Genomic DNA, 26,381 nt, shown 5'->3' with positions numbered 1-26,381 from the left:
CGGTCCCCTATTCCTCAATACGCAACTGGAGGAATGAAAGGCCCCTGGATTCCAGAACGGAATACAAGGGGCTTAGCTTTAATATTTCAATGGTTTTGAAACGTCCTGATTGTTAGCAGTTGCCATCAATCGCCCGTCCAGCAAGCGCACCGGCAGCACCACCTACGATGGTTCCTACAGTCTTGTCATTACGGCCTGCCACTTCATGTCCCAACAAACCGCCGGCAATTGCACCGATGATGGTGCCACCCGTGCCGCGGTCACATCCACGATAGCGACGATCATTATAACGGCGCTTATTGCGATAATGGCGACGGTCACGACGATCACGATAGCGGTCACCGCGATAATAATCCCCCCGACGATAGCGCCGACGATCATCGTCATCAATCCGTTGGTAATAGCCGCCATGATATCCGCTATTATATCCACCACGTGCTTCAGCTGGTGTCGCAAATGCCATTGTTGAAACAGCAGCGGCAGTCACAGCAAGCGTACCTAAAACCTTGTTAATCATTGCTTCTACTCCAAAAGGATCTTCGTGATCCGACTCGTTTAATGCCCAACGAGATTCGTTCTAGAGAGCCTTGCGTTTCCGGTAGCTGAATACTGATTTTATCTTAGGTTCATATTAGAGCCTGACTTTATGAACAAAATATTTTTTTATATTATACCTCAGATAGTTACACATAATAAAATCTCATATCCTAATCTTTTGAATGATTGTAGCCACTCTCTGGGTTCGATAAACTTATGACTGAGTAATTATTGGAGAAAATCATGCAACTTAAAGGCAAAACCGCTGCGATCACCGGTGGCACCGCAGGTATCGGGCGCGGCATTGCGGAGGCCTTTCTGGCCGAAGGCGCAAATGTCGCAGTGATGGCGCGCAACCCGGAAAAAGGTGCCAAGGTTCTGGATGAGCTTAATGCTGGTGATCGTGCACGTTTTGTTTCTGGTGATGTTATGGAACAGGCATCGGTTGAGGGTTTTATTGATCAGACGGTAGAGGCCTTTGGAACTATTGACATTCTGGTCAATAATGCGGGCGGTGCCGGTGCGCTTGCTCCACTTGCAGAGCTGACTGACGAGATTTTTGATGAAACAATGAAATGGAATATATATTCGACATTTTGGGCCACACGGCGCGCGTTGCAATCCATGATCGCGCAAAAATCGGGCCGTATTATCAATATCAGCTCCACCGAGGGTAAAATGGGCAAGCCCACTTTCGCTCCCTACACCATTGCAAAACACGGTATTAACGGCATGACCAAAGCTGTTGCTCAAGAAGTCGGTCCGATGGGCATAACCATCAACTCCATTTGTCCGGGGCTGGTTCTCACCGACCTGATCCATGAACAAGGACCTACTACGGCAAAAGGTCTGGGTATGACTTTTGAAGAGATGATCGACATGTTCTCACAGGAAAGTGCGCTTAAACGACCCAACACTGTCGAAGAAGTCGCTGCCATGGCGCTGTTGCTGGCCTCCGATGCCGGCGCAGGTATTACGGGCGCAATGTTGAGCGTGGACGGCGGGACAGCGCAATATTAAATCACTAAGCGCGAGAGCTAGGGACCCGTCTGTGCTGCTGGTAGCTCCGCCGGAGGTTCCGCTGCAACGCAATAAGCGGTGATTAACACCATGGCAGACCACAAAAGCGCATTATTGCGACTGGCAAACACGCGGGTAAGACGGGGTCCGAACATGAAAGCATCTATAACAAACGTCTGTTAATATAATGTAGATGATGATCCATCATCCAGACGGCTCGGATAAATATAGGGAAAAGCTATTGGCAAGCAGTCAGAAAGTTACCCAATGCCTCTCCTGAACCATTTAAATGCACACTGAACTTATTACCGTTCAAATTGACAAAAGCCCGGCTTCCCCCTGCTAATGCCGCCAGTAGATCATGGGAAGCGGGTAAATAAAATTGCGGCATATGATATGTTTTGCCTTCCATATCTGCGGGTAACATGCGCGCCAGCACCCCGATAGACCGGCCATCATCAACCCGCACCGTAAACCCGAAACGGTCTTTAGCGAACAGCTCCTTTGGCGTTGCGCTAATTATATTGGCGACCCGCACGCTGCCGTCTGGCAATGTCTTGCACGCCATCGTCCAAAGCCGGTTATCAGTCTCCAGCGTTTTGAACTCAACCACAGGTGCTTCATTATCGCCATTATAGTGCCAGGCCATTCCGAACGCCTGTCCTGCATCGGGATAATCATGACGCGACGGTATTTTCGGTTTAACGACCGGCTTAACTGTCTCAGCGCCATCATCCAAATTTGTTGATCTCTTTGTAGTCTGCGCCTCGAGCGGCATGGTTCCCATGCCCCACGCAACCACAGCCAGAGTTGCGAAATGAATAGATTTGCCCATCATAAGCCGCGACTTAACATTAAAAATGCCCCTTCATTAACCCGATGTTAAGCATAATGAGGAGAAATGACGCAGCGTCAAGGCGTCAATTTAAACAATAGTGAATAGCTGGGTAATCTTTGCCATTCCGGACTATCGTGGAGGGGCGCGATTTTCATGCAAACAGCAGTTTTTTGCCATTCAAACACGCTTTACCAGTTTTTATAAATTTACATTCTATAATGCCGGTATGAAGAACCGAAATGTCACACCCTTTCCAGATTCGCGTCAGCGCGGTGCGTTTCATCGTGCCAAATCGGGGCCGTTTCGTCCGCTTCCTCGTAATTTGGGACGCTCGACCATAGGCTGGCCCGCCTTCTCGGTAATTACATTGGCGGCGTGCAGTGCCTTATTTGCTGCAATCTGGTTCAGTGGTAGCCCGCCGTCTTCACAAAGCGCCGCGATTGATCCGCACCGCGCCAGCTTTGGCATCTGTGTTGGCGCTGTCCGCACCAATTGCGTGGTGGATGGCGATACATTCTGGTTTGCCGGTCGCAAAATCCGCATTGCCGATATTAACACGCCGGAAATTTCCAAGCCCGGCTGCGCCTATGAAAAACAATTGGGCCACCGGGCCAAAATGCGGCTGCTTGCGCTGTTGAACGAAGGCAGCTTTGATCTGGAAAGCGATATGTTCAATGATAAGGACAAATATGGCCGCGACCTGCGCGTCGTAACGCGGCGCGGTGAAAGCCTTGGCGCGCGGTTAGTGGACGAAGGATTGGCCGAGCGGTGGCAGGGTTACCGGCGCAACTGGTGCTAGTTTTCAAGCGCTAAGTTCACTAAGTTCATACCAAGGAAGCGCTTTCCCCGGCCGATTCCGGTTTTTCCGAGCGATATCCAACAAATTACCTCGAGAAGTTGCCCGCCGCTGTTGAGCAGTGCAGATGAAATATGATTACTGAGAAAGAGCCGCACTAAACATATCATGGGCGCGACTGTGTAGGAAAGCGATTGTTCATCAACAAGCATCCTATGCAGCAACTTTCGGCCTGAGCCCGGCAAAACGATGACACGCCGGTCGACGGGTCTTTTGCAACCAAATTAACGGCCCGCGCGTTAATGGGTAAAGGAGACTATGATGTCACAGGAAAAATCCCCCATTCGCAAAAACGCACAAGATAGCGACGCTCCCGAAGGCAAAAACCGGTCACAGCGCGACGAAGCCAGACAAGCACAAACTGTAAGCGAACAAGCCCGGAATGTAGACCGCGCCACCGCGAGCGATCATGATCCATCCGATGATGCCGGCGCGGTCAACCCGCAGGACAAGCAAGACCTTGTCGATCACATGAAGCAAATGGAACGCAGCGGCAAAATAGACAATTCCGCCTATCGCGGCGAACGCAACGACGCGGACTCAGAAAGCCCGCTCGGCAGATTAGGCCCGGACACCGACCGCGACCCGAAGCTGTCTGATGAATAGAGGGTAGGACGCTGTTGGTGATGCTAAAATTGACATAAGAGGACAGCCGGGAGCTAATTAGCCATGCGGAGCTTGTTTCAAGGTCCGAATAACGCAATCCTGATCCCATGCGTTTCCAACCGTCTGTTTATATTATCACCAACAAACCCTATGGCACGCCCTATATCGGCGTGACATCAAATCTAGTGCAACGCATCCACCAGCACAGGGAAGGCAGCGTGCCCGGTTTCAGCCAGAAATATCTTCTGAAGTGATTAGTATATTTCGAACAGCTCGGAACAATGGAACTAGCCATAACGCGAGAGAAGCAATTGAAGAACTGGCACCGGCAATGGAAGATCAACTTGACCGAAGCCGCCAATCCCCAATGGCACGATCTGGCCGAGGACATAGGGTTAGCGCCATTGCGGTGAATGTTATTCCCGCAGCCCTAACCCTCGCATTGATGCTCTCGTTACCATATTGATGCTCTCGCTCCCGCACCAATATTTTCGTCATCCTGAACTTGTTTCAGGATCTACCTCTAACAACGCGTCAGACCTCAAGAGATCCTGAAACAAGTTCAGGATGACGAGAGGCTGTTATGACAGGGTTGTCGACGGGATTGGTTTAGAGGATATCAGGGGCGGAAGTTGATATGCTCCGAGTGCTTTTTGAGCGACATCCGTAGCAATTTTCTTTTTCTGAACTTGGCTTCCAATATATGCTTTGAACCTTCCGCCCCTAATATAATCTTCTCTTAACCATCGTTTAAACTCTCCTAGGGCAGCTTCCGGATAGCACCTCGGAGTTTGAGGATTAGAGGCTGCTTGAGGAAAATAATCAGGATAATTGTGTTCATATTCCAATCGCTTTCCAAATTGAGCTTCAAGATTACTCTCTGTCCAGTGAGTGGACCAACACCGACCGATACTGATATCTGGAATCAATGCATCATCCGAATAGATGCCATTTTCACCCAAGGTGACAGTTACGTCCGCGCTTTCCTTAAAAATGCTAAAATAGCCATCTGGTACATTGTTAAAGCTGAGCGAAACTCGATCATGGAACGGCCGCCATTGATCGTTAACCTCATGTCTTGGCGTGTAACCAACAGATTCATAGATCGCATCTCTAAATCCCTTTCGAGCAAGGACACGGAAATTATCTCGCGCTTCTGTTTGACAGTATTGCCCCGCATCAAAGGCATAATATTCTATCACGGCCAGCGAGATTTCCTCACGGTAGGCAAAAAATCTACGCCCTCCAACTCGGACTTCAATGTGTGCGGCTGGCAAACTATGACCATTTCGTTCCAAAATGTCGCGGATTTTGTTTATTCGTGGCTTAGGTATTTCATCATACCATTGAGTACTAATTGTGCCTATATGTGCATTCTCAACACCGCAGAGAACCGAAAGTCCCCTCTGCGTTAGGAAGGGAGTGCCATCGCTTAGCACTCCCATCCCGAAGGAATCAACTTTTGCTCCGTCCAGGTCTTCAAGTGCTAGTTCACCTTGATTAGTATCTTGACCCTGAACGCTCGTTGGTAATTTAAAAACTTTCACCCTATCCCCCTACTCCGCAGCAACTCCCGCTTGCTCGAACATATCTTCGCCATCTTCGTCATTATTCGGTGCTTCGACGCCGATGATTTTGTTGCCTTTGCGTTTGTCAAAGCTGTCCCATACTTCGTTCCAGTTGCCGCGGGTTGCGCCTTTGGAATATTCGGTGGCGCGGGTTTCGAAGAAGTTGGCGTGCTCGACACCGTTGAGCAGCGGGGTCAGCCACGGCAGCGGGTGGTCTTCGACCATGTAGATCGGGTCAAAGCCAAGCTGTGCCAGACGCCAGTCGGCAATGTAGCGGATATAGCGCTTGATTTCTTTCGCGGTCATGCCGGTCACAGGGCCGTCGCTAAAGGCCAGGTCGATAAACGCATCTTCCAGCCGCACGGTTTTTTGGCAGCAGTCGATAATCTCTTCTTTGACGCTTTTGGTTAGGCAATCGCGTTCTTTTACGAATGTGTGGAACATTTTGACAATGCCTTCACAGTGCAACGATTCATCGCGCACGGACCATGACACAATCTGTCCCATGCCTTTCATTTTGTTAAAGCGCGGGAAGTTCATCAGCATTGCAAAGCTGGCGAACAGTTGCAATCCTTCGGTAAAGCCGCCGAACATGGCCAGCGTTTTGGCAATATCTTCGTCGGTATCGACGCCGAATGTGCCCATATAATCATGCTTGTCCTTCATCTCTTCATATTCAAGGAACATCGAATATTCGGATTCGGGCATGCCGATTGTGTCGAGCAGATGCGAATAGGCGGCGATATGGACGGTTTCCATATTCGAAAACGCGGTGAGCATCATTTTGATTTCGGTCGGTTTGAACACGCGGCCATATTTGTCGTGATAGCAATCCTGCACCTCGACATCCGCCTGGGTAAAGAAACGGAAGATTTGCGTGAGCAGATTGCGTTCATGATCGGTCAGCTTTTGCGCCCAGTCGCGGCAATCCTCACCCAAAGGCACTTCTTCGGGCATCCAGTGGATCTGTTGCTGACGCTTCCAGAAATCATAGGCCCAGGGATATTCAAAAGGCTTATATGTTTTACGTGCTTCCAGAAGTGACATTTTATCTTACTCCGCTTTCATACATCTGTTTTCTCTCTGCTAGGAGAGAGGAATATTGCGCCCTTTATCCCGTCCGGGAAAAATAGCCCCCTCCCGTAAAGGAGCAAATCGGGAGGGGGTAGTAGGCCAAAGCCCAATTATTGGTCCAAATTATTGACCCATATTACTGACAAGCCAGACACTCGTCATAATCTGTTGTTTCCGCCGTCATCAGTTCGACCGTTTTCGGGTCGAGCGTATTATCCGCTTCTACGCCGCCGCCCGACGCGGCCTCTTGCTGACCGGCAAATCCGGCGCGCTGGATGGATTTACTACGCAGATAATAGAGCGACTTGATTCCCAGTTCCCATGCGCGGAAATGCAGCATCAGCAAGTCCCACTTATCGACATCCGCCGGAATGAACAGGTTCAGAGACTGCGCCTGATCAATATATGGGGTGCGGTCCGCGGCCAGTTCAAGCAACCAGCGCTGGTCAATCTCGAAGCTGGTTTTATACGCGTCTTTTTCCTCGGCAGAGAGGAAATCGAGATGCTGGACGCTGCCGCCCTGCTCCAGGATGCTGTTCCAGACATTAGTGCTGTCTTTTGATTTTTCTTGCAGCAATTTTTCCAGATGCGGGTTTTTAACCACAAAGCTGCCGGACAGCGTTTTGTGGGTATAGATATTCGCCGGGATCGGCTCGATACAGGCAGATGCGCCGCCGCAAATGATGCTGATCGACGCGGTAGGCGCGATAGCCATTTTGCAGGAGAAGCGCTCCATCACACCCTGATCGGCGGCATCGGGACAAGGACCGCGTTCCTTGGCAAGCATCATGCTGGCCTCGGACGCTTTCGCCGAAATATGCTTGAACATCTTCATATTCCACGATTTTGCCAACGCACTTTCAAAACCAAGGCCGCGTGCCTGCAAAAAGCTGTGAAAGCCCATAACACCAAGACCAACACTGCGTTCGCGGCTGGCGCTATATTTCGCCCGCGCCATTTCATCAGGCGCGCGGTCAATATAATCCTGTAGAACGTTATCAAGGAAGCGCATAACATCCTCGATAAACTCCTTGTCCGCTGACCATTCATCCCATTTTTCAAGGTTAAGTGAGGACAGGCAACACACTGCCGTCCTGTCCTCACCCAAATGGTCACGACCCGTGGGCAGTGTGATTTCGGAACACAGGTTGGAAGTTGATACTTTCAATCCCAGATCGCGGTGATGCTTGGGCATCATCCGGTTTACCGTGTCGTTAAAGATAATATAAGGCTCACCCGTGGCGAGGCGCGTTTCGACCAGCTTTTGGAATAACGAGCGCGCATCAACAGTGCCACGCACTTCCCCCGTCTTGGGCGACTTAAGCTCAATTTCCTCTCCATCGCGAACGGCTTCCATAAACGCGTCGGTCAACAACACGCCGTGATGCAGGTTCAGAGCTTTTCGGTTAAAGTCACCGGAAGGCTTTCTAATTTCAAGAAACTCTTCGATTTCCGGATGGTCGATGTCAAGATAACAAGCCGCCGAACCACGCCGCAAGCTGCCCTGCGAAATCGCCAGTGTCAGGCTATCCATCACTCGCACAAACGGAATGATACCAGAGGTTTTACCATTCAGGCCAACCGGCTCGCCAATGCCGCGGACATTGCCCCAATAGGTGCCAATGCCACCGCCTTTTGACGCAAGCCAGACGTTTTCGTTCCAGGTGTTGACGATCCCGCCCAGGCTGTCATCCACGCTGTTAAGATAGCATGAGATCGGCAAGCCGCGACCGGTACCGCCATTAGACAAAATCGGGGTGGCCGGCATGAACCAGAGCTTTGAAATATAATCATAAAGCCGCTGGGCATGCTCTTGATCATCCGCATAGGCATCCGCCACGCGGGAGAACAGGTCCTGAAAACTTTCATTAGGCAGCAGATAGCGATCTTTCAGCGTCTCTTTGCCAAAATCCGTGAGCAGCGCATCGCGCGATTCATCCAGAACGATTTTGAACCGGCGCTTCTCGACGCTATGACTGTCGCGCTCCGCTTTCAGTTCTTTTTCGTCATTTTTCTTCGCTGCATCTGCTTCAGCTTGAGCCTTTTTGCTAACCTCCGGCTCTTTCACCGGAGCTGTCTTGGCAATGGTTGCAGGTTCATCTTTCAGACTTTCGGACTGGTCTGCTGATGTATCCAACGCTGACGTATCCAATGTTTCGGCGGCCATATCATTCTCACTCATATCTCTATCACCATTTCCGGCATCATCCCGGCTATCTCTAAAATCCATCAAAGCCCCCTTCTCAATCCAATCCAATAGCGCCCAAATATACCCCCGACCGGGTTTTACCCCAGCCGAGCACGTTTTCCGGTCTGCTTCCCAGCGCATATTTGCTGGCTATCCGACCGATCTTCTGATGGGTTAAACACCAGACCATTTGTTCTCGTATTGTTCGACTCGGACAATTGCTTGGAACCGAGTGACTGAACGTAACATTTTTAAAACTGTTACGGGCATATATATTTGCCCGAAAACCCAAAAAATCACTTGCGATTCAGACTAACAGGAGCCATGCGCCGATTCGGTATCTAATACCATAAATTGGTGCCCTCCCCATTACCTAACCACAACCCATAGTGGCTGAAACAAATTTTTATGCAAGAGGGTAAATTACATTTTAACGGATCTGCTCATCGCAGAAATGACTCGTTTCATCGAACGCCATATCATGTTGCAGCGCAGCGACGCATGGACCCGCTAGGCCATCAAGAGATGCTCACAGAGATCAAGAGGGCAAGTGGAAAATATAGAAAAATATTTTTTCCACTATGTGCTGCATCATAAAGTGCATTGCCTGATGAAAAATTCACATACGGGTGCACGCATCGCCGCCGATATACAACATCTGGTGGTAGCATGACATGAGTGGATAAAGTTATTTCCGCAAAAATACCGATTCAGGGGCTATTCGATCGCAATATAATCCGCCATAGAAATGACAGACGATTGATTTTCAACACAGCTCGACTGGACAGAAAAGATTCATTGGGGCAGAGTCGGCTTGTGTTCGCTAATTTTTCGCATCCGGAATGTGATCTCTCTTTATAAAAGTATCTGATTATCTATGCGTAGTTTCTTTAAACTCCAATCGCATGACATCGCGATTGACCTGGGCACGGCAAATACGCTCATTTATCTGCGCGATCGCGGAATCGTACTTAATGAGCCATCTGTCGTGGCGCTGGAAACCATCGACGGTGTAACCAAAGTACGCGCCGTAGGTAGCGATGCCAAATTGATGATGGGCAAGACGCCCGAGAATATACAGGTTATCCGCCCGCTAAAAGATGGGGTGATCGCTGATCTGGATGTCGCAGAACAGATGATCAAACATTTCATCCATAAAGTGCATGAAAAAAAGACAGGATTGCTGCGCCGTTTCGATATTGTCATTTGCATACCCTCCGGATCAACCAATGTTCAGCGCAGAGCCATCAGGGATGCCGCCTCCAATGCTGGCGGATCCCATATCTTCTTTATCGAGGAACCAATGGCAGCAGCTATTGGCGCGGGCATCGAAGTATCGAAACCCATCGGCACAATGGTCGTTGATATTGGCGGCGGCACAACGGAAGTTGCGGTATTATCGTTGCAAGGGCTGGCTTTCAGCACTTCGGGAGGCATGGGCGGTGACAAGATTGACGACGCCATTACTTCCCATATTCGCCGCAAACATAATCTGGCTATCGGTGAAACCACCGCAGAGCAGATTAAACATGAAATAGCGAGCGCAGTCAGTCCGCTCGATAACGGGCGCACAATGCAGATCCGTGGCCGTGATCTGGTAAAAGGCATGCCGAGAAAGATCGTCATTACCGAAGCCGAAATAACCTACGCTATTGCCGAGGCTGTAGGCCAGATTACTGAAAGCGTTCGCAACGCGCTCGAAAATACAGCTCCTGAGCTGGCCGCCGATATTGTCGATCAAGGCATAATCCTGACTGGTGGCGGTGCTCTGCTGGGTCGGATTGATGAGCATATCGCTTCGGAAACCGGACTGGCTGTCACAATTGCTGATGATCCATTGATGTGCGTAGCCAATGGCGCAGGACGTGCGCTGGAAGATCCGCTCTATCAGGGCGCGCTGATTCCCGCCTGACTCTCGCTTATCGGCACAGAAAACCTTGCCGACCTTCACCATATCCGCCAAAAGACCTCCCGATCGCATTCCAAGAATATTTCCGGAGCCATGATGACCGTTACGATTACCCAAGCTGACTTGATTGAAAGCGTCGCCGACGCGCTGCAATTTATCTCTTATTATCATCCGATGGATTATATCCGCGCGCTGGGCGAAGCCTATGAGGCAGAAAAATCCCCGGCAGCCAAGGACGCAATCGCGCAGATATTGACCAACAGCCGCATGTGTGCAGAGGGGCATCGGCCAATCTGTCAGGATACCGGCATCGTCAATGTGTTTGTAAAATGGGGCATGGATTGCCGCCTCGACGATACATCAAAATCCATGCAGGAGATAATCGACGAAGGCGTCCGACGCGCTTACCTGCATCCGGAAAATAAATTGCGCGCCTCCATACTTGCCGATCCCGCGTTCACGCGGCGCAATACCAAAGATAATACGCCCTGTGTCCTGCATGTCGAAATGGTACCGGGTAATAATGTCTCGATTGACGTTGCAGCCAAGGGCGGCGGCAGCGAAAATAAATCCAAGTTCAAGATGATGAACCCGAGCGACAATATTGTTGACTGGGTGCTGGATATGGTGCCGCAAATGGGTGCAGGCTGGTGTCCGCCGGGCATGCTTGGCATCGGGATAGGCGGCACGGCCGAACGCGCCGTTCTGCTTGCCAAACAATCGCTGATGGACCCGATTGATATGGGCCAGTTGAAACAGCGTGGCCCGCGCAATGATATTGAAGAGCTCCGCATCGAAATCTTTGACAAGGTCAACGCGCTGGGTATCGGCGCACAAGGACTGGGGGGACTTTCCACTATATTGGACGTCAAAATCAATGACTGGCCCTGCCACGCGGCAGGAAAGCCGGTTGCGATGATCCCCAATTGCGCGGCCACACGCCACGCGCATTTCACCCTCGATGGCAGTGGCCCCGCCTATCTGGAAGCACCAAAGCTGGACGAATGGCCTGATGTTAACTGGACGCCATCATCACAAGCGCGGCGGGTTCAGCTGGATAATCTTGATGCCGCCGAAGTGGCTTCATGGAAACATGGTGACCGCCTGCTGCTTAACGGCAAAATGCTGACCGGCCGCGATGCCGCGCACAAACGCATCAAGGATATGCTTGGCAAAGGTGAAGAACTTCCTGTCGAGTTCAAGGGCCGCGTTATATATTATGTCGGTCCGGTTGATCCTGTCGGTGAAGAAGTGGTCGGTCCGGCTGGCCCTACCACCGCAACGCGGATGGACCAGTTTACCGACATGATGCTGGAACAAGGCCTGCTCGCCATGGTCGGCAAAGCGGAACGCGGTCTGGATACCGTGGATTCTATCAAAAAGCATAAAAGCGCCTATTTGATGGCTGTGGGCGGCAGCGCCTATTTGGTCAGCCGTGCGATTAAAGGATCAAAAGTTGTCGGTTTTGAAGATCTTGGCATGGAAGCCATATATGAATTTGAAGTGCAAGACATGCCGGTTACCGTTGCGGTCGATGCCGAAGGACAAAGCGTCCACCACCTTGCGCCGCTAGTATGGCAGGAAAAGATCAAGAAAGAAGGCCTGCTCGAGAAGGCTTGAGATGTGAGACCGTCGTACCCGGTCGTGAGCGGGGCGACGGTTTCCTCAAAATCGCATAATCATCTGAAATCGCTGACAAGGGCGATGATATATACTATGATGCAATAATGTATGTGTTCATCATCTTTATTTGCGGCATCGGCAATTTTGCCATGCACAAGGCTATGATGGAAAGTGATCACCCGATGATTACCGAGGCAAGGGGCAGTTTTTCCAAGCTGCTTGGGCCTTATGGAAGCTATATTCTGGAATTTCTGATGCTGGCCGCAGCTTTGGTCTTTGCTAATATGGGCATGCTTATGGCTGTTATTTTCTATGGCATTTATACTCTTGCCAATGGTGCGGGTGCTTATGCCTTATTTTCAAACAGACATTAGCTCATATTCTCCGTAAAACCGGAAGGGCAGCTTTGCACGTCGTTAATCCGACTACATATGTAGTTTATCGAACGACAATTTCTTTTGTAACTATCTGGTCATAAACCCGAATGGAAGGAAGCAAACAGGCTTTCTAACGGGAGGGGATAATTTTGAACGTTAACAGACGGATACATTGGAAAGCTACTGTCGCGACTATTGCCGCAACCTGTGCTTTATCATCAAATGTTTCAGCACAAACGACCACATCGGCTAATGATGATCTACAGCCCAGGATAGAAAATAACCGCGAGATTTATGAGGCCGCGCAATTCGCGCGGTTTAATCCCCGCACCGCCTTGGATATCGTTCGCCAAGTCCCCGGCTTTACGATTGATACCGGCGATAATAATGCGCGGGGATTGGGTCAGGCTGACGAAAATGTCTTAATAAACGGCGCGCGGATCGCTGGTAAAAATAACGATGCCATTACGGTTTTGGGCCGTATTTCCGCATCAAACGTCGTGCGCATCGAGATTGTCGATGGCGCAACGCTCAGCATTTCCGGCCTATCGGGACAGGTGCTCAACCTGATCACCAATGGCGGCGCGGGCATTTCCGGCAATTTCAAATGGCGCCCCCGTTGGCGGAGATCCGGCAACGACTGGTTTGATGGAGAGGCTTCCATCAGCGCCAAGGTCGGCAAAGGTGATGTTAGTCTGGCGGTCAGGAATGACAGCTTTCGTAATGGTGCGCGCGGACCTGAACGCGTTACCAACAGCATGGGAGACTTGCTATTCCATCGGGATGAAATTGCCCGTGCGCGCGGCGATGTGCCCACGATAAATGCATCCTACCAGCGCACCAGCGACGCCGGATCAATATTTAACATCAGCGGCGAATATGGGCTTAATCATTTTAGCCAGCGGGTCGATACATTGCGGACAGAGGTGGGAGAAGCAGACATAATCGAGCTGTTTACCGGCCGCGAGCGGGAGTGGAATGCCGAGTTTAATGCAGATTATACATTTGATCTGGGCGGCGGACGATTAAAGCTGATCGGGCTGCAACGCTTTGAGCATAGTCCCACAAATGATGTGTTCCTGCGCTGCTTTACTGACGGAGTAACTCCTCCGTTCAGAGCCAGTTTTGATCGCACAGTCGATGAAGGGGAAACCGTGCTCCGCACAGAATATAACTGGAAAACCGCAGGCGGCACGGACTGGGGCTTCAGTCTGGAAGGCGCGTATAATTTTCTGGAGAGCAAATCGGGAGTGAGCGGCGACAAGCTGAAAAATGCGAACAGCAGGGTTGAGGAAAAAAGAGCTGAATTCATAACAACTTATGGTCGCCCCCTATCATCCGGCGTTACCTTGCAGGCTGCGCTCGGCGGCGAATATAGCCAAATCAGTCAAGGCTCGCTGAACCGCTCCTTTGTCCGGCCAAAAGGCTCTGTGACGCTGGCGTGGAAACCTGCTGATGATCTTGACCTCAGTTTCAAATTATCCCGCGAAGTCGGGCAGCTTGATTTCTTTGATTTCATCGCCTCTGTCGATGTGTCCAGTGATGTCGTAAATGCCGGTAATCCCGATCTGGTGCCTCCGCAAAAATGGCGGGCGGAAGTGGAAGCAACAAAAAAACTTGGCGCATTCGGCTCCGCAACAGTGAAGTTTTTTGGCGAAAAAATCAGCGATATTGTCGATACCGTGCCAATCAGCGCGACCGCTGAAGCGCGGGGCAATCTTGATAGTGCCGACCGCTATGGCATTGGGCTTGTTTCAACATTTCTGCTCGACCCGCTGGGCTGGCGCGGGGCCAAAATTGATATTGATGCCGAAGTGGTCACCAGCAGTGTAAAAGACCCTCTAACAGGACGCACACGGCGGATCAGCCAGGACGACCGATACCGATATGAAGTCACTTTGCGTCACGACATTCCGAACTCGCAATGGGCCTGGGGCGCGGGAATAGATGCGGCTGGCGACACCGGCCATACCCGACTGGACCAGATAGCACAGTTTACGGTTCTGGCGCCCTATTCATGGATTTTCGTTGAACATAAAAATATACTGGGCCTGACGGTCAACGCCAATCTGGGCAATTTGCTTGACCGTGGTGAACGGTTCAAGCGCACCGCCTATGTGAACCGCCGGGACGGGCCGATAGATTTTATCGAAAACCGTGTGCGGAAATTTGGTCTGATTTACAGCCTGACGATTAGCGGCAGTTTCTGATCATAAGGTTGCTTTAGTGCAGAATGTACGGGCTTGCCCGGATATAGTGGCTGCTTCTTGCCAATACTGCATCATCGTCAGATAGACTTTCCCCTCCGACATCCCTACATCCTGATCATGCCACCAGATTACAGCACAAAGGGTCAGATCGACCCGCCGATGATCCCGACGCTTAAGCGTTTTCTGCCCTATTTATGGCCAAAGGATGCGCCAGCGCTGCGGCTGCGTATTATCATCGCCGGACTTTTGGTGCTATGTGCCAAGGGTGCGATATTATTGATGCCCTTTGCCTATAAGGCGGTGGTTGACGGGATGACCGCCGGCACTGAAGCCACTCTGACTGTCCTGCTGGCGCTGGTCGCTGCTTACGGACTGGCGCGTTTTGGTCAGGTGATGTTTGACAATTTACGCAATATTGCATTCGAAAAAGTCGGACAGGAAGCCGCGCGGCGTCTGGCGACCAATGTGTTCATCCATTTGCACCGGCTATCGCTGCGTTTTCATCTGGGCCGCCGCACGGGTGAAATCACCAAAGTCATCGAGCGCGGGACCAAGAGCATCGACATCATGCTTTATTTCCTGCTGTTCAATATCGCTCCGACAGTAATCGAGCTAACGGCTGTATTGATCATTTTTCAGGTGAAATTCGGTTTCACTCTGGTCGCGGCAACGATGGCAATGGTCGCCATCTATATCCTCTTTACCCGCAAAGTGACAGATTGGCGCAACGCTTTGCGCGCGGAAATGAATGATATGGATACCCGCGCCATAGGCCGGTCGGTTGATGCGTTGCTTAATTATGAAACGGTGAAATATTTTACGGCCGAAAAGCGCGAAGCAACCCGCTATAATCAAGCCATGCAGGACTGGGCCAAGGCAGCGGTCAAATCGGAAAACTCCCTGGGTATGCTGAATATCGGCCAGTCGATAATCACGAACCTCACAATGATCGGAGCCATGGCTTATAGCGTCTATGGCTGGAGCCAAGGACAGTTAACGGTCGGTGATCTGGTGCTGGTCAACACGCTGTTGATGCAATTGTTCCGCCCGCTAGACCTGCTCGGCATGGTCTATCGCACCATTCGACAGGGACTGGTCGATATGGATGCAATGTTCCGGTTGATCGATACCGATCCGGAAATTCAGGACAAGCCCGATGCCGCAACGCTTAATGTCAGTTCCGGTGATGTAAGATTTGAAGATATAAAATTCGCCTATGGTGATGATCGCAGCATCCTCCACGGTCTTGGTTTTGAAGTCCCACCCGGCGGGACACTGGCCATTGTAGGGCCATCGGGTGCAGGAAAATCCACTATTGCACGGCTGTTATTCCGTTTTTACGATCCGCAAGCGGGCCGCATATTAATTGACGGTCAGGATATATCCGGCGTCACCCAGAATAGTCTGCGGAGCGCCATTGGTATCGTGCCGCAGGACAGCGTTTTGTTCAATGATACGATCGGTTATAATATCGGCTATGGCCGCGACGGCGCGACACAGGAAGAAATCGAAGAAGCGGCGCGCGGCGCTGCGCTTGACGGTTTTATTGAAAAGCTGCCCGACGGTTATGACACACAGGTAGGCGAACGCGGTCTGAAACTATCGGGTGGAGAGAAACAGCGGGTCGCCATAGCGCGAACCTTGCTCAAGAATCCGCCGATCCTGATACTAGATGAAGCAACCTCTGCGCTCGACAGTCGCACGGAGGACGAGATTCAGGCCACACTCGCCAAGATTTCCGAGCAACGCACTACGCTTATCATCGCGCACCGTTTATCGACCATCACCCACGCGGATAAGATTATCGTGCTTAACGAAGGCCGCATTGCCGAACGTGGCAATCATCGCGAGCTACTGGCGAAGAAAGGTCTTTATGCCGATATGTGGCAGCGTCAGGCCGAGGACCGGCAACTGGAGGCGGTTTAGATATTCATTTACCCCCGTCATTCCCGCGCTGGCGGGAATGACGATTGGGTAAGGACGGGTCTAAAAACTTACTCCGCCGCCAACCTCCGCCACGCCAGATCGGCAAACTCGCACAATAAGGGACGGGTTTCGCGCGGGTCGATAATATCCTCCACGCTAAATTGCTCTGCTGTGCGGAATGGCGATGTCACCTGATTAAGTTTGGCCTTGATTTCTTCCAGCCGCGCCGCCGGATCATCGGATGCTTCAATATCCGCTTTATAAGCCACTTCCAGTCCGCCCGCGATGGGCAGCGAACCCCAATCCCCGCTCGGCCATGCAAAGCGATATTGAAAATTTTCCGCATTGGACATGGCGCTCCCTGCAATTCCATAGGCACGGCGCACGATAATGCTGGCCCACGGGACCGTCGCTTTATAAACCGCGTTCATCGCCTGAACACCATAGCGGATCGTGCCAGTGCGTTCGGCATCTTCGCCAATCATAAAGCCGGGATTATCGACCAGATGGACAACCGGCAAACGGAACTGGTCCGCCAGCTTGGCAAAACGCTCGACCTTTTCAGATGATTTGGCTTCCCAGCTTCCCCCCAAAAAACTAGGATCATTGGCGAGCACCGCGACCGGATAACCATCCAGCCGGGCAAAGGCCGTAATCGCCGCCCTGCCCCATCGCTTACCCATTTCAAAGACCGTGCCTTTATCAAATACCGCATCCATGATTTTCCGCATGGAATAGACTTCCTTGTCACCGCGCGGCACGGCGGAAAGCAGGCTGTTGTCGCGGCGGCCCGGCGGGTCGCCGTTCTCCACGCGTTCGGCGCGCTCGTTAATATTGCTCGGCAGATATGACAGAAATTTTCGCGCGGTGGCAAAGGCTTCGGCCTCGCTGCCCACTTCTTCATCAACCACGCCGTTACGCGTGTGTATGGCGCTGCCGCCCAATTCTTCTTTGGTCAGACTATCACCAATGGCTGCGGCGACCGCTGGCCCGGCGGCAAATATTTGGGAAAGCCCGCGCACCATGATCGAATAATGGCTGGCCACAGTGCGCGCTGCGCCCATTCCCGCCGTTGGTCCCAAAGCCAGAGCCACCACCGGGACAGTCTCTTGGTTCTTGATTATATCTTCCCAGCCGGGAACCGCCGGAACATAGGTAAAGCCCATGTCTTCAAGCGATTTGACCGAACCGCCGCCACCCGTCCCGTCAATCATCCGGATCATCGGAATACCCAATGTATGGGCCATTTTTTCGCACTGGACGAATTTGCGGTGCAGCGCGGCATCGGCTGCGCCGCCTCTCACGGTAAAATCGTCGGCGCTGGCGACCACAGGCCGTCCTTCAATATTGGCGCGGCCAAAAATCAGGTTGCTCGGCGCAAAATCTTCAAACTCACCCTTGTCATTATACGTCCCTCGCCCGGCTATCTTGCCGATCTCGCGAAAAGACCCGTCATCAACAATCCCGGCAATCCGCGCCCGAGCATCCAGTTTTCCACGCCCATGCTGGCGAGAAACTTTTTCCTCGCCGCCCATTTTCTCCGCAAGACGTTGACGCTCGCGCAGTTCTTGTATTTCAGCTTTCCATGTCATAGCACAGGTTTAACCGAGTGATTAAGAAAGGGGAAGCGGTAATCTGTCTTTAGTTCGTTAGCTGCGATGGCTCAACGCATCCACGATGGTCATAAGTCTGACAGAGCAAGGTCCCAAAGGCCTCCATCTAAATCTCTCCTACTTCGCTCTTACTTTTTGAAGGCAAAGCGCTTATATGTCGAGCAATAGAGCCCTTCTTACAAGAGCAAAATATGACAGCAAGCAGCCCATCCCTACGCCCATGGCGCGATATTGAACGCCGCAAAAGCCGCCAGATCATGGTCGGTGATGTGCCGGTCGGGGGCGATGCGCCGATTACTGTGCAGACGATGACCAATACGCTGACCAGTGATGCCAAGGCGACAATTGATCAAATCCGCCGCTGTGAAGAGGCGGGCGTCGATATTATCCGGGTGTCCTGTCCCGATGTTGAAAGCACCGCTGCGCTCAAACAGATTGTCCGGGCGAGTAACGTGCCGATCGTCGCCGACATCCATTTCCATTATAAGCGTGGCATTGAAGCAGCCGAAGCGGGCGCGGCTTGCCTACGCATCAATCCGGGAAATATCGGCAGCGCAGAGCGGGTCAAGGAAGTCGTCGATGCGGCCAAAGCCAATGGCTGCGCCATCCGTATCGGGGTCAATGCCGGTAGTCTGGAAAAGGATCTGCTCGAAAAATATGGAGAGCCTTGTCCGGAGGCATTAGTCGAAAGCGCGCTCGACCATATAAAGATTCTGCAAGACCATGATTTTCATGAATATAAAGTGGCAGTTAAAGCGTCTGACGTTTTCCTTGCTGTCGCGGCCTATATGCAGCTTGCCGATGCGGTGGATTGTCCGTTACATCTTGGTATTACAGAGGCAGGCGGTTTGATCGGCGGCACGGTAAAAAGCTCTATCGGCATGGGCAATCTGCTGTGGTCGGGAATTGGCGACACTATCCGTGTTAGCCTATCGGCCGAACCGGAAGAAGAAGTGCGCGTCGGCTTTGAAATGCTAAAGGCGCTGGGCCTGCGTACGCGGGGCGTTCGCGTAGTAAGCTGTCCCAGCTGTGCGCGACAGGGCTTTGATGTCATTCGCACGGTGCAAACACTTGAAGAACGGCTCCAGCATATTCGTACACCGCTATCGCTTTCCGTCCTTGGTTGCGTTGTTAACGGACCGGGCGAAGCGCGCGAAACCGACATTGGCATTACCGGCGGCGGCGCGGGCAAACATATGGTTTATCTCTCCGGTGTCACTGACCATCATGTTGCCGATAGTGATATGGTCGATCATATCGTCAAACTGGTCGAAGCCAAAGCCGCAGAAATTGAAACTGCAACCGAGCAGATGGAAGCGGCGGAATAGTTTTATATCTTCATCTCCTTCTTTTTCGTTCTCCCGAAGCTGTTTGCCTACGGTGGCCAGCGGCTCAGGATCAAATGATCCATGGTGAATAGATAAATGGAAAAGCGGGGGCAGCGTGGTTTAATTTACGTTTTGGCTACCCTTGGGCTGATAATATTGGCCTTCGCTTTCATGCCCCTGAAAATTGCGGTTGGCATGGCGGGGCTTGAGGGCGCGCGGTTTTCTGCCCGGGATATTACCGGCTCTCTCTGGCGCGGACGAATTGAACAGGCGCGGATTGGACCTTTTGCGCTAGGTGACCTTGATGCAAGAGCGCGGTTTTTTCCATTATTAGCCGGTAAAATTACATTGGACCTGAAACGCGTGGCAGATTGTGGCAGCGGCCTCACCGCGATCATCGGCAAGCAGGGCGATGACGTGCTGCTCGAAAATGCCAGCACTATGCTTAGCATGGGTCAGGTTCTCACTCCCCTGCCCGTGACCAATATCATGCTGGAAGATGTCAGCGCCCGCTTCTCGGGCGGCAGATGCCAATCGGCAAGCGGGCGAGTCCGGGTGTCGCTCGACACGAATATTCCGGGGCTGGATTTGCAACAGGGCTTGCTCGGCAATGCTATATGCGAGGATGGCGTGCTGGTCCTACCGCTCAGCAGCGGGTCCGGTATGGAAGAATTAACCCTGAAACTGGAAGGCAATGGCTTTTATACGGCGCGATTATACCTAAATGGGAATGAACGGGCATGGACGTTGCTGTTGCCGACGCTGGGTTTCCAGCAATTACCGGGGGGCTATGCAATGACCATAGCTGGTACATTAGGTGACCAATTGGGACAAAAGAGATAGATATGAACAAAGCTGTAAAATTTTCCATACTTGATCTGTCCCAAGTGCCGCAGGGTTCAGATGTACGGACCGCGCTCGACCGCTCCCTCGCACTGGCGCAACAGGGTGAAGCACTGGGCTTTAAGCGTTTCTGGATGGCCGAACATCACGGCATGGTCGGCATCGCCAGCGCTGCTACGTCGGTCGCTCTGGCGCATATCGGGTCCGGCACAAAAACCATTCGCATCGGCGCGGGCGGCATCATGCTGCCCAATCACGCGCCGCTGGTGATTGCCGAGCAATTCGGGACATTGGAAGCATTGTTCCCCGGCCGTGTTGATCTTGGTCTTGGTCGTGCGCCCGGCTCCGATCAAATTGTGGCACAGGCGCTACGACGGAACCTGAACACAGATGCGAACGAATTTCCGCGCGATGTTCTGGAACTACAAGCCTATCTGGCCGGGGACGAGCGATTGCGTATTCAAGCAACACCGGGCGCAGGCTCTAACGTTCCGCTTTATATTTTGGGCAGCAGTCTGTTCGGGGCACAGCTTGCTGCCGCTTTGGGCTTGCCTTATGCCTTTGCCTCGCACTTTGCGCCGCAAGCACTGGACGAAGCGCTCGATATTTACCGCCGCGAATTCAAACCGTCGGCACAGCTATCAGAGCCTTATGTGATGTGCGGATTCAACATATTTGCCGCCGATAGCGATGAGGAAGCGGAATGTCTCGCGACTTCGATGATGCAGAGCTTTGTCGCGCTACGCACCGGCAATCCGGGAAAATTGCCGCCCCCCGTTGAAGGATATCGTGAAAGCCTCCCTCCACAGGCTCAATCCATGCTCGCGCAAGTGATGCAAGGCAGTGCAATCGGAACGCCAGACACAGTGAGGAGCAGTGTCCAAGCATTTCTCGATCGCACGCAAGCGGACGAACTTATCATCGCCGGATCAATATTCGACCAGGATGCGCGCGAAAAATCTTACACGCTCACCGCCCAAGTCCGGGATTTGCTGAATGATTCAATCACCAGCTGACATGCCTCTCCGTTAAAAAGCGGAGAAAGGCTTGTCTTTGTCCACCCGAACATCCTGCGGCAGTCCGAGCACCCGCTCGGCAATGATATTCTTCAGAATCTCGTCCGTTCCACCAGCAATCCGCAGCCCCGGTGCCCATAGGAAACTTTCCTGAAAAATGGCATCAGCCGCCGCATTTTCCTTGTCGGAAATAATCCCGTAATGGTCCTGCATTTCAATCGCGCTGTTGCAAATATCCTGCAAATGATTGGCCGTGATAACCTTGCCGATTGAATTTTCCGGCCCCGGTGTCTCGCCCTTCGACAAAGCGGTCTGCGTACGGAATTTAGTCAGCTTATAACCCTGTGCCGCAACATACCAGTCCGCGAGCTTGGCGCGGAAGACCGGATCACTCATCGTACCGGCTGAACGCGCATAATCCATAATTTCCTGCCAGTCCGGTCCGGGCGAACCGCCCACGGCCAGCCGTTCATTCATTAGCGTAACAAGCGCTACTTTCCAGCCCATGCCGGGTTCACCCAGCCGGTCGCTGTCGGGGATGCGGACGTCGGAGAAATATACCTCGTTAAACTCGCTGCCACCCGATGCTTGATGGATCGGGCGAACATCAACGCCTTCCTGTTTCATATCGACAATGAACATGGTCAGTCCCTTGTGCTTTGGCACATCGGGATCGGTGCGAACCAGCACAATGCCGTAATCGGCATAATGCGCTCCAGAGGTCCAGACCTTCTGGCCATTGATGACCCATTCATCGCCATCCTTGACCGCTTTGGTTTTCAGTCCAGCGACATCCGACCCTGCTGCCGGTTCGGAAAATAGCTGACACCAGATTTCTTCGCCATAAAGCGCCTTTTGGACATAGCGTTTCTTGTGCTCGTCCGACCCGAAAGCAATGACAGTCGGAACACACATGCCCAGACCAATGGCAAAGGGAGAAGTTGGCGCGTCAAATTTGGCCTCTTCCTGATTCCATATTACCTGCTGCATCGGTGATCCGCCGCGCCCGCCAATTTCTTTTGGCCAGGTGATCTGCGCAAAATGGTTTTCCGCTTTGATTTTTTGCCACTTCTTCGCACGCTCAAGATAATCTTCACGGCGTCCGGAACGCAGCGCAGCGGCTTTTTTAGGTTCAAGATGCTGGCTTAAGAAAGCATGCGCTTCGGCTCTGAACGCAGCTTCTTCCGGTGAGTCTTTAAAATCCATTTTTCAGTCCTCGTAAATCTTTTGATTATGCTGCGTTTCGGGCTTCCAGCGCGGAAACAAGTTTTTCTTTCCACACCGCCGGGCTACCCGCCTGCACTGCCAGTAATTTTGCGCGGCGATAATAGAGGTGGCAATCCACTTCCCATGTAAAACCCATGCCGCCGTGTGTTTGAATATTCTCCTTGCTGGCAAACCAGAAGGCTTCCGATGCGGCAACCCGCGCGGCGGCAGCGGCTTCCGGCAGTTCCGCTGCATCGGTGGACAATGCCCATGCGCCATAATAAGCGTTGGAACGCGCCACTTCATTTTTCACATACATATCGGCAAGCTTGTGCTTGATCGCCTGATTCCCGCCAATCGGCCGGCCAAAGGCCTGACGTTCTTTGGCATATTCGGTCGCCATTTCCAGACAGCGCGATGCGCCGCCCAATTGTTCAAAAGCAAGCAAGACCGCTGCCCGGTTCATCACCTGATCCAAAAGGGCCATGCCGTTCCCTGTTTCCTGACCTAATCGCGTGGCTTTTGCGCCGTCAAAGCTGATTCTGGCATGGCTGCGCGTGGGCTCCAAAGTCTTGAGCGATGTGCGCGATACTTCGTCCTGATTCAGTTCGACGATATAAAGACCGGTTCCGCTGCCCTCTTTGGCAATAACAGCGGCGTGCGTGGCAATGTCTCCGTCCGTCACCGGAACCTTTGTGCCGGATAATTTTCCATCCTTGACCACAGCTTGCAAAGAAGCAGCAGATAGCGGTCCTGGACCTTCGGTTGTCGCGATACATCCGATAATCGTGCCATCAGCCACCTTGGGCAAATATTCCGCTTTCTGTTCCTCAGTTCCAGCCAGCTTGACCGCTTCTGCAAAGAAATAAGCGGATGATCCGAATGGCACAGGTGCCAGAACCCGTCCCAGCTCTTCGGCGATGACACATAATTCCAACATGCCCAGACCAAGCCCGCCATATTCTTCTGGAATTGCAGCCCCCAGCCAGCCCATTTCGACAATTTTCTGCCAAACCTCTCCATTATGGGTCATCGAGTCATCATCGAGAACGGCGCGAACATGCGCGCTAGTACATTGCGCGCCTAGAAATTTACGCGCTTCATCACGCAGGAATTTCTGATCGTCAGAGAAATCAAAGTTCAATCTACCAGCTCCTAAACCTGTTATTTTCGGTGCATGATTATCGGCCGATTCAAAGGGCGAATCAGCGCACGAATCACATACGGATATTGGCGATGAATAGGCCCGAATGGAGTTAATCAGTCAATTAAATTCTATCCGGAAAATTATCTGCTTTCCTACATATAACCATATAGGTTATTTTTAATTTCATTTCCAATATGAAAGGTTGCACAGATGGATATAGACAAGCTGATTGATGATGTGATTGCGGTGGAAGGGGACTATTCCAACCATCCCGCTGATCGTGGCGGCCCGACCCGCTGGGGCATTACAATGGCTGTAGCGCGCCGCCATGGTTATGAGGGGGACATGCAGCTATTTCCTTACGAGGACGCAGCAGCCATATATAAGCGGACATACTGGTTACGTCCCCGCTTTGATAAAATCGCGGAACTTGCACCAATGCTGGCCAGCGAATTATTTGATACCGGCATCAACATGGGAGCAGGCATAGCCACTGGCTTTCTTCAACGCGCACTTAATGCGCTGAACCGCAATGGTAAGGATTTCGGTGACATTGCAGTAGACCGTAAAATCGGGCCGCAGACTTTAAGCGCCTTAGATCAGTTTCTTAACAAGCGCGGTGACAGCGGAGAGGCTGTTTTACTAAAGGCTGTAGAGGCGCTGCAAGGGGAGCGCTATATCAAACTGGCCGAGCAGCGTCCGGCAAATGAAGCGTTCCTCTATGGCTGGCTCGCTCATCGTATTGGGTGAACATGCGTTGCTGCCCATGCTTACGGCGCTTTTACCGGGTTTCATCACCATGCGTAATTTTCTTCGCGCAGTCGATTAGCTTTACGCGACAAACACAAAAAATGGCTGTGCGACAAGCCTCCTTGGTGTGAACTTAGTGAACTTAGGCCAATCGCTCTTAGCTGAAATCTTATAAAAAGGACTGAAAATATGTCTCTATTATCCACACTTATCGGACCGGTTTCTCAAATTATTGACAAGATTATTCCTGATAAAGACGCGCGTGATCGTGCCAAGCTGGAGCTTTTGAAAATGGAAGGCAGTCAGGAACTGGAACAGATCCGCGTTCAGATGTCCGCCATATTGGCCGAGGCCCGGTCCAACGATCCGTGGACCAGCCGCGCGCGGCCCAGCTTTCTTTATGTCATGTATCTGCTCTTGCTCTGGTCCATCCCCATGGGCTTGATTGCCGCTATCCATCCAGAGGCGGCACGGGATATTGCGGGCGGAATGAACGCTTATCTGGCTGGTATTCCCGAACCGCTATATGCTCTATTTGGCACGGGCTATCTTGGCTATACCGCCGCGCGGCAGTGGGGAAAAATCCGCGGCGTCGAGCATTAAACCAATCAATAGACAAAGAATCAGCCCGGTAACAGGCTCGATTAACCACTTATCTTCCAATCTGTTAACTATTATATGGCCGTGAAATGCAGTGATTTCTGCAGTTTTTTTGATATCATAGAAATAGACTTGCCATGGCTATGTCTTTGCAGATAGAGAGGGAAGTCTAGTTCATTCCAAAGGGGATTTTTAATGTCTAACGAAACAAGCTTTCGCAAAATGCTGGCAGTAGCTGGCGGCCTTGCACTCGCAGTTCCTGCTCTTTCCGCATGTGCTGAATCTGCTGAAGATGCCAGCGAAGCTGCGGCAACCGCAGAAGACGCTGCAACTGACGCAATGGCTGCTGCTGAAGAAGCTGGCTGTGCCGCTGCTGAAGGCGCTGCAGATGCTGCTGGTGAAGCTGCTGAAGCTGCTGGCGAAGCCGCTGAAGAAGCTGGTGAAGCCGCTGAAGAAGCTGCTGACGAAGTTGATGCTTCTGCTGCTGACGAAGCTGCCGAGTAAGCCTAGCTTATTCAGCATTGACTAATGCATTGGAAAAGCTGTTTGCGCTTACAAGCCAAATAGCTAAAGAAGGCGTCTCGCTGGTTCCCAGAGTGGTACCGGCGGACGCCTCTTTCGTTCAGTATCAGCATTATCCAGAGGGCGATTGTATTGCCCCTGGCAAATCCCGCTGGTTCTATCACGCACATAAGCCGGAAGAGCGTGAAAAAGGCGAACACGGGCATTTCCACATGTTCCTGCCGCTGGATATTTTTCGCGGCATTGTCCCGCTCTACAAACCTCCAAATAAACTGCCCAATGGCAAAAAAACCCAAGGCGTCGTCCACTTCGGGGCACTCAGCTTTGGCGTAGATGGAATGCCGCTCAGCTGGTTCACTACCAATTATTGGGTAACCTACGAATATTTCATGCCAGCCGATGCCATCGCGTCCCGGCTAAAGCATTTTTCAATGAAGGGAGCACCGGGGGATCCGCTAGTCAACGATTGGTTGACCGCCGCTGTAAGAGTTTTCCACGACCCGATCATCGAAATGCTCAAACAGCGCGATCAATATCTGGCTGACAAAAAGAGCGAGCTGGGCGACGCGGTCTTTAGAGATAAATCGGTTGAGATCATGTCACGCATGCCCTTCGATCTCTAAC

General features: G+C 51.9%; 23 protein-coding genes and 1 pseudogene. 16 read left to right on the top strand and 8 right to left on the bottom strand.

Annotated elements, in window-relative coordinates:
• Positions 1–112: 112 nt before the first annotated feature.
• A complete protein-coding gene (locus AB1K62_RS08955; protein ID WP_367003080.1) occupies positions 113–517 on the bottom strand; it encodes a glycine zipper 2TM domain-containing protein in 405 nt (134 codons plus the stop codon).
• 263 nt (positions 518–780) lie between these two features.
• On the opposite strand from AB1K62_RS08955, the gene AB1K62_RS08950 reads away from it, so the two are divergent.
• Positions 781–1,557, top strand: coding sequence for an SDR family NAD(P)-dependent oxidoreductase (locus AB1K62_RS08950; RefSeq protein WP_367003078.1), 777 nt, complete (start codon positions 781–783; stop codon positions 1,555–1,557).
• Positions 1,558–1,795: 238 nt separating this feature from the next.
• On the opposite strand, the gene AB1K62_RS08945 is transcribed toward AB1K62_RS08950, so the two are convergent.
• A complete protein-coding gene (locus AB1K62_RS08945) occupies positions 1,796–2,395 on the bottom strand; it encodes a hypothetical protein (RefSeq protein ID WP_367003076.1) in 600 nt (199 codons plus the stop codon).
• A gap of 97 nt (positions 2,396–2,492) precedes the next feature.
• Here AB1K62_RS08945 and AB1K62_RS08940 point away from each other — a divergent pair, with 97 nt between their 5' ends.
• The 3 genes and pseudogenes from AB1K62_RS08940 to AB1K62_RS08930 all read left to right on the top strand — a co-directional run bounded on the left by AB1K62_RS08940 (position 2,493) and on the right by AB1K62_RS08930 (position 4,270).
• A complete protein-coding gene (locus AB1K62_RS08940; protein ID WP_367003074.1) occupies positions 2,493–3,194 on the top strand; it encodes a thermonuclease family protein in 702 nt (233 codons plus the stop codon).
• A 315-nt stretch (positions 3,195–3,509) separates the two neighbouring features.
• On the top strand, positions 3,510–3,857 hold the full coding sequence (locus AB1K62_RS08935; RefSeq protein WP_367003072.1) for a hypothetical protein: 348 nt from the start codon (positions 3,510–3,512) through the stop codon (positions 3,855–3,857).
• Between the two features lie 107 nt (positions 3,858–3,964).
• Positions 3,965–4,270 (top strand): annotated as a pseudogene (locus AB1K62_RS08930) (GIY-YIG nuclease family protein).
• A 168-nt stretch (positions 4,271–4,438) separates the two neighbouring features.
• Here the strand turns inward: AB1K62_RS08930 and AB1K62_RS08925 are convergent.
• The 3 genes from AB1K62_RS08925 to AB1K62_RS08915 all read right to left on the bottom strand — a co-directional run bounded on the left by AB1K62_RS08925 (position 4,439) and on the right by AB1K62_RS08915 (position 8,729).
• Positions 4,439–5,404 carry a hypothetical protein gene (locus AB1K62_RS08925; protein WP_367003071.1) on the bottom strand — a complete coding sequence of 322 codons (966 nt, stop codon included), beginning with the start codon at positions 5,402–5,404 and terminating at the stop codon, positions 4,439–4,441.
• Positions 5,405–5,413: 9 nt separating this feature from the next.
• Positions 5,414–6,472, bottom strand: coding sequence for a ribonucleotide-diphosphate reductase subunit beta (locus AB1K62_RS08920; protein WP_367003069.1), 1,059 nt, complete (start codon positions 6,470–6,472; stop codon positions 5,414–5,416).
• Positions 6,473–6,635: 163 nt separating this feature from the next.
• Positions 6,636–8,729: a ribonucleoside-diphosphate reductase subunit alpha gene (locus AB1K62_RS08915; RefSeq protein ID WP_367003067.1), complete on the bottom strand. Its 2,094-nt coding sequence runs from the start codon at positions 8,727–8,729 to the stop codon at positions 6,636–6,638.
• An 835-nt stretch (positions 8,730–9,564) separates the two neighbouring features.
• On the opposite strand from AB1K62_RS08915, the gene AB1K62_RS08910 reads away from it, so the two are divergent.
• The 5 genes from AB1K62_RS08910 (at position 9,565) to AB1K62_RS08890 (ending at position 16,732) form a co-directional block, all read left to right on the top strand.
• Entirely contained in the window at positions 9,565–10,599 is a 1,035-nt protein-coding gene (locus AB1K62_RS08910; protein ID WP_367003065.1) for a rod shape-determining protein, read from the top strand.
• Positions 10,600–10,692: 93 nt separating this feature from the next.
• Positions 10,693–12,216 carry a fumarate hydratase gene (locus tag AB1K62_RS08905; protein WP_367003347.1) on the top strand — a complete coding sequence of 508 codons (1,524 nt, stop codon included), beginning with the start codon at positions 10,693–10,695 and terminating at the stop codon, positions 12,214–12,216.
• A gap of 107 nt (positions 12,217–12,323) precedes the next feature.
• Complete coding sequence (locus AB1K62_RS08900; RefSeq protein ID WP_367003063.1) at positions 12,324–12,593, top strand: hypothetical protein; 270 nt, start codon at positions 12,324–12,326, stop codon at positions 12,591–12,593.
• Positions 12,594–12,745: 152 nt separating this feature from the next.
• Positions 12,746–14,806 (top strand): TonB-dependent receptor plug domain-containing protein, encoded by a 2,061-nt coding sequence (locus AB1K62_RS08895; RefSeq protein ID WP_367003061.1) that lies wholly within the window; start codon positions 12,746–12,748, stop codon positions 14,804–14,806.
• Positions 14,807–14,923: 117 nt separating this feature from the next.
• Positions 14,924–16,732, top strand: a complete 1,809-nt coding sequence (locus tag AB1K62_RS08890; protein ID WP_367003059.1) for an ABC transporter ATP-binding protein/permease — start codon at positions 14,924–14,926, stop codon at positions 16,730–16,732.
• A gap of 68 nt (positions 16,733–16,800) precedes the next feature.
• Here the strand turns inward: AB1K62_RS08890 and AB1K62_RS08885 are convergent, their stop codons facing one another.
• Positions 16,801–18,324, bottom strand: a complete 1,524-nt coding sequence (locus tag AB1K62_RS08885) for a carboxyl transferase domain-containing protein (RefSeq protein WP_367003057.1) — start codon at positions 18,322–18,324, stop codon at positions 16,801–16,803.
• 212 nt (positions 18,325–18,536) lie between these two features.
• Between AB1K62_RS08885 and ispG the strand changes: the two genes are divergently transcribed.
• From ispG to AB1K62_RS08870, 3 genes are all read left to right on the top strand, one after another.
• Positions 18,537–19,673 (top strand): flavodoxin-dependent (E)-4-hydroxy-3-methylbut-2-enyl-diphosphate synthase, encoded by a 1,137-nt coding sequence (gene ispG / locus AB1K62_RS08880; protein ID WP_367003055.1) that lies wholly within the window; start codon positions 18,537–18,539, stop codon positions 19,671–19,673.
• Between the two features lie 96 nt (positions 19,674–19,769).
• Positions 19,770–20,516: a type II secretion system protein N gene (gene gspN / locus AB1K62_RS08875; RefSeq protein ID WP_367003054.1), complete on the top strand. Its 747-nt coding sequence runs from the start codon at positions 19,770–19,772 to the stop codon at positions 20,514–20,516.
• A 2-nt stretch (positions 20,517–20,518) separates the two neighbouring features.
• Positions 20,519–21,532 (top strand): LLM class flavin-dependent oxidoreductase, encoded by a 1,014-nt coding sequence (locus AB1K62_RS08870; RefSeq protein ID WP_367003052.1) that lies wholly within the window; start codon positions 20,519–20,521, stop codon positions 21,530–21,532.
• Positions 21,533–21,544: 12 nt separating this feature from the next.
• On the opposite strand, the gene AB1K62_RS08865 is transcribed toward AB1K62_RS08870, so the two are convergent.
• Both AB1K62_RS08865 and AB1K62_RS08860 read right to left on the bottom strand, forming a co-directional pair.
• Positions 21,545–22,738: an acyl-CoA dehydrogenase family protein gene (locus AB1K62_RS08865; RefSeq protein WP_367003051.1), complete on the bottom strand. Its 1,194-nt coding sequence runs from the start codon at positions 22,736–22,738 to the stop codon at positions 21,545–21,547.
• Between the two features lie 25 nt (positions 22,739–22,763).
• Complete coding sequence (locus tag AB1K62_RS08860; RefSeq protein WP_367003050.1) at positions 22,764–23,882, bottom strand: acyl-CoA dehydrogenase family protein; 1,119 nt, start codon at positions 23,880–23,882, stop codon at positions 22,764–22,766.
• Positions 23,883–24,095: 213 nt separating this feature from the next.
• Here AB1K62_RS08860 and AB1K62_RS08855 point away from each other — a divergent pair, with 213 nt between their 5' ends.
• The 4 genes from AB1K62_RS08855 to AB1K62_RS08840 all read left to right on the top strand — a co-directional run bounded on the left by AB1K62_RS08855 (position 24,096) and on the right by AB1K62_RS08840 (position 26,380).
• Positions 24,096–24,635: a glycosyl hydrolase 108 family protein gene (locus AB1K62_RS08855; RefSeq protein WP_367003048.1), complete on the top strand. Its 540-nt coding sequence runs from the start codon at positions 24,096–24,098 to the stop codon at positions 24,633–24,635.
• A gap of 189 nt (positions 24,636–24,824) precedes the next feature.
• Positions 24,825–25,238, top strand: coding sequence for a holin family protein (locus tag AB1K62_RS08850; RefSeq protein WP_367003047.1), 414 nt, complete (start codon positions 24,825–24,827; stop codon positions 25,236–25,238).
• A 192-nt stretch (positions 25,239–25,430) separates the two neighbouring features.
• Positions 25,431–25,739 carry a hypothetical protein gene (locus AB1K62_RS08845; RefSeq protein WP_367003045.1) on the top strand — a complete coding sequence of 103 codons (309 nt, stop codon included), beginning with the start codon at positions 25,431–25,433 and terminating at the stop codon, positions 25,737–25,739.
• A 17-nt stretch (positions 25,740–25,756) separates the two neighbouring features.
• The gene (locus tag AB1K62_RS08840; protein WP_367003043.1) at positions 25,757–26,380 is read left to right on the top strand and encodes a hypothetical protein; all 624 of its coding nucleotides are present in this window, start codon (positions 25,757–25,759) and stop codon (positions 26,378–26,380) included.
• Position 26,381 lies beyond the last annotated feature (1 nt).

Source organism: Parasphingorhabdus sp. JC815, assembly GCF_040717415.1.
In the GTDB taxonomy this organism is placed as follows: Bacteria; Pseudomonadota; Alphaproteobacteria; order Sphingomonadales; family Sphingomonadaceae; genus Parasphingorhabdus.
This window is presented reverse-complemented; position numbering and strand designations above follow the sequence as displayed.

Bases quoted from the DNA above. Each gene is read 5' to 3' on its own strand.
- AB1K62_RS08905 (WP_367003347.1), top strand. From the start codon at position 10,693: ATGACCGTTACGATTACCCAAGCTGACTTGATTGAAAGCGTCGCCGAC.
- AB1K62_RS08900 (WP_367003063.1), top strand. From the start codon at position 12,324: ATGTATGTGTTCATCATCTTTATTTGCGGCATCGGCAATTTTGCCATG.
- AB1K62_RS08865 (WP_367003051.1), bottom strand. From the start codon at position 22,738: ATGGATTTTAAAGACTCACCGGAAGAAGCTGCGTTCAGAGCCGAAGCG.
- gspN (WP_367003054.1), top strand. From the start codon at position 19,770: ATGGAAAAGCGGGGGCAGCGTGGTTTAATTTACGTTTTGGCTACCCTT.
- AB1K62_RS08885 (WP_367003057.1), bottom strand. From the start codon at position 18,324: ATGACATGGAAAGCTGAAATACAAGAACTGCGCGAGCGTCAACGTCTT.
- AB1K62_RS08945 (WP_367003076.1), bottom strand. From the start codon at position 2,395: ATGATGGGCAAATCTATTCATTTCGCAACTCTGGCTGTGGTTGCGTGG.
- AB1K62_RS08845 (WP_367003045.1), top strand. From the start codon at position 25,431: ATGTCTAACGAAACAAGCTTTCGCAAAATGCTGGCAGTAGCTGGCGGC.
- AB1K62_RS08855 (WP_367003048.1), top strand. From the start codon at position 24,096: ATGGATATAGACAAGCTGATTGATGATGTGATTGCGGTGGAAGGGGAC.
- AB1K62_RS08920 (WP_367003069.1), bottom strand. From the start codon at position 6,472: ATGTCACTTCTGGAAGCACGTAAAACATATAAGCCTTTTGAATATCCC.
- AB1K62_RS08955 (WP_367003080.1), bottom strand. From the start codon at position 517: ATGATTAACAAGGTTTTAGGTACGCTTGCTGTGACTGCCGCTGCTGTT.
- ispG (WP_367003055.1), top strand. From the start codon at position 18,537: ATGACAGCAAGCAGCCCATCCCTACGCCCATGGCGCGATATTGAACGC.
- AB1K62_RS08915 (WP_367003067.1), bottom strand. From the start codon at position 8,729: ATGGATTTTAGAGATAGCCGGGATGATGCCGGAAATGGTGATAGAGAT.
- AB1K62_RS08950 (WP_367003078.1), top strand. From the start codon at position 781: ATGCAACTTAAAGGCAAAACCGCTGCGATCACCGGTGGCACCGCAGGT.
- AB1K62_RS08910 (WP_367003065.1), top strand. From the start codon at position 9,565: ATGCGTAGTTTCTTTAAACTCCAATCGCATGACATCGCGATTGACCTG.
- AB1K62_RS08890 (WP_367003059.1), top strand. From the start codon at position 14,924: ATGCCACCAGATTACAGCACAAAGGGTCAGATCGACCCGCCGATGATC.
- AB1K62_RS08870 (WP_367003052.1), top strand. From the start codon at position 20,519: ATGAACAAAGCTGTAAAATTTTCCATACTTGATCTGTCCCAAGTGCCG.
- AB1K62_RS08935 (WP_367003072.1), top strand. From the start codon at position 3,510: ATGATGTCACAGGAAAAATCCCCCATTCGCAAAAACGCACAAGATAGC.
- AB1K62_RS08850 (WP_367003047.1), top strand. From the start codon at position 24,825: ATGTCTCTATTATCCACACTTATCGGACCGGTTTCTCAAATTATTGAC.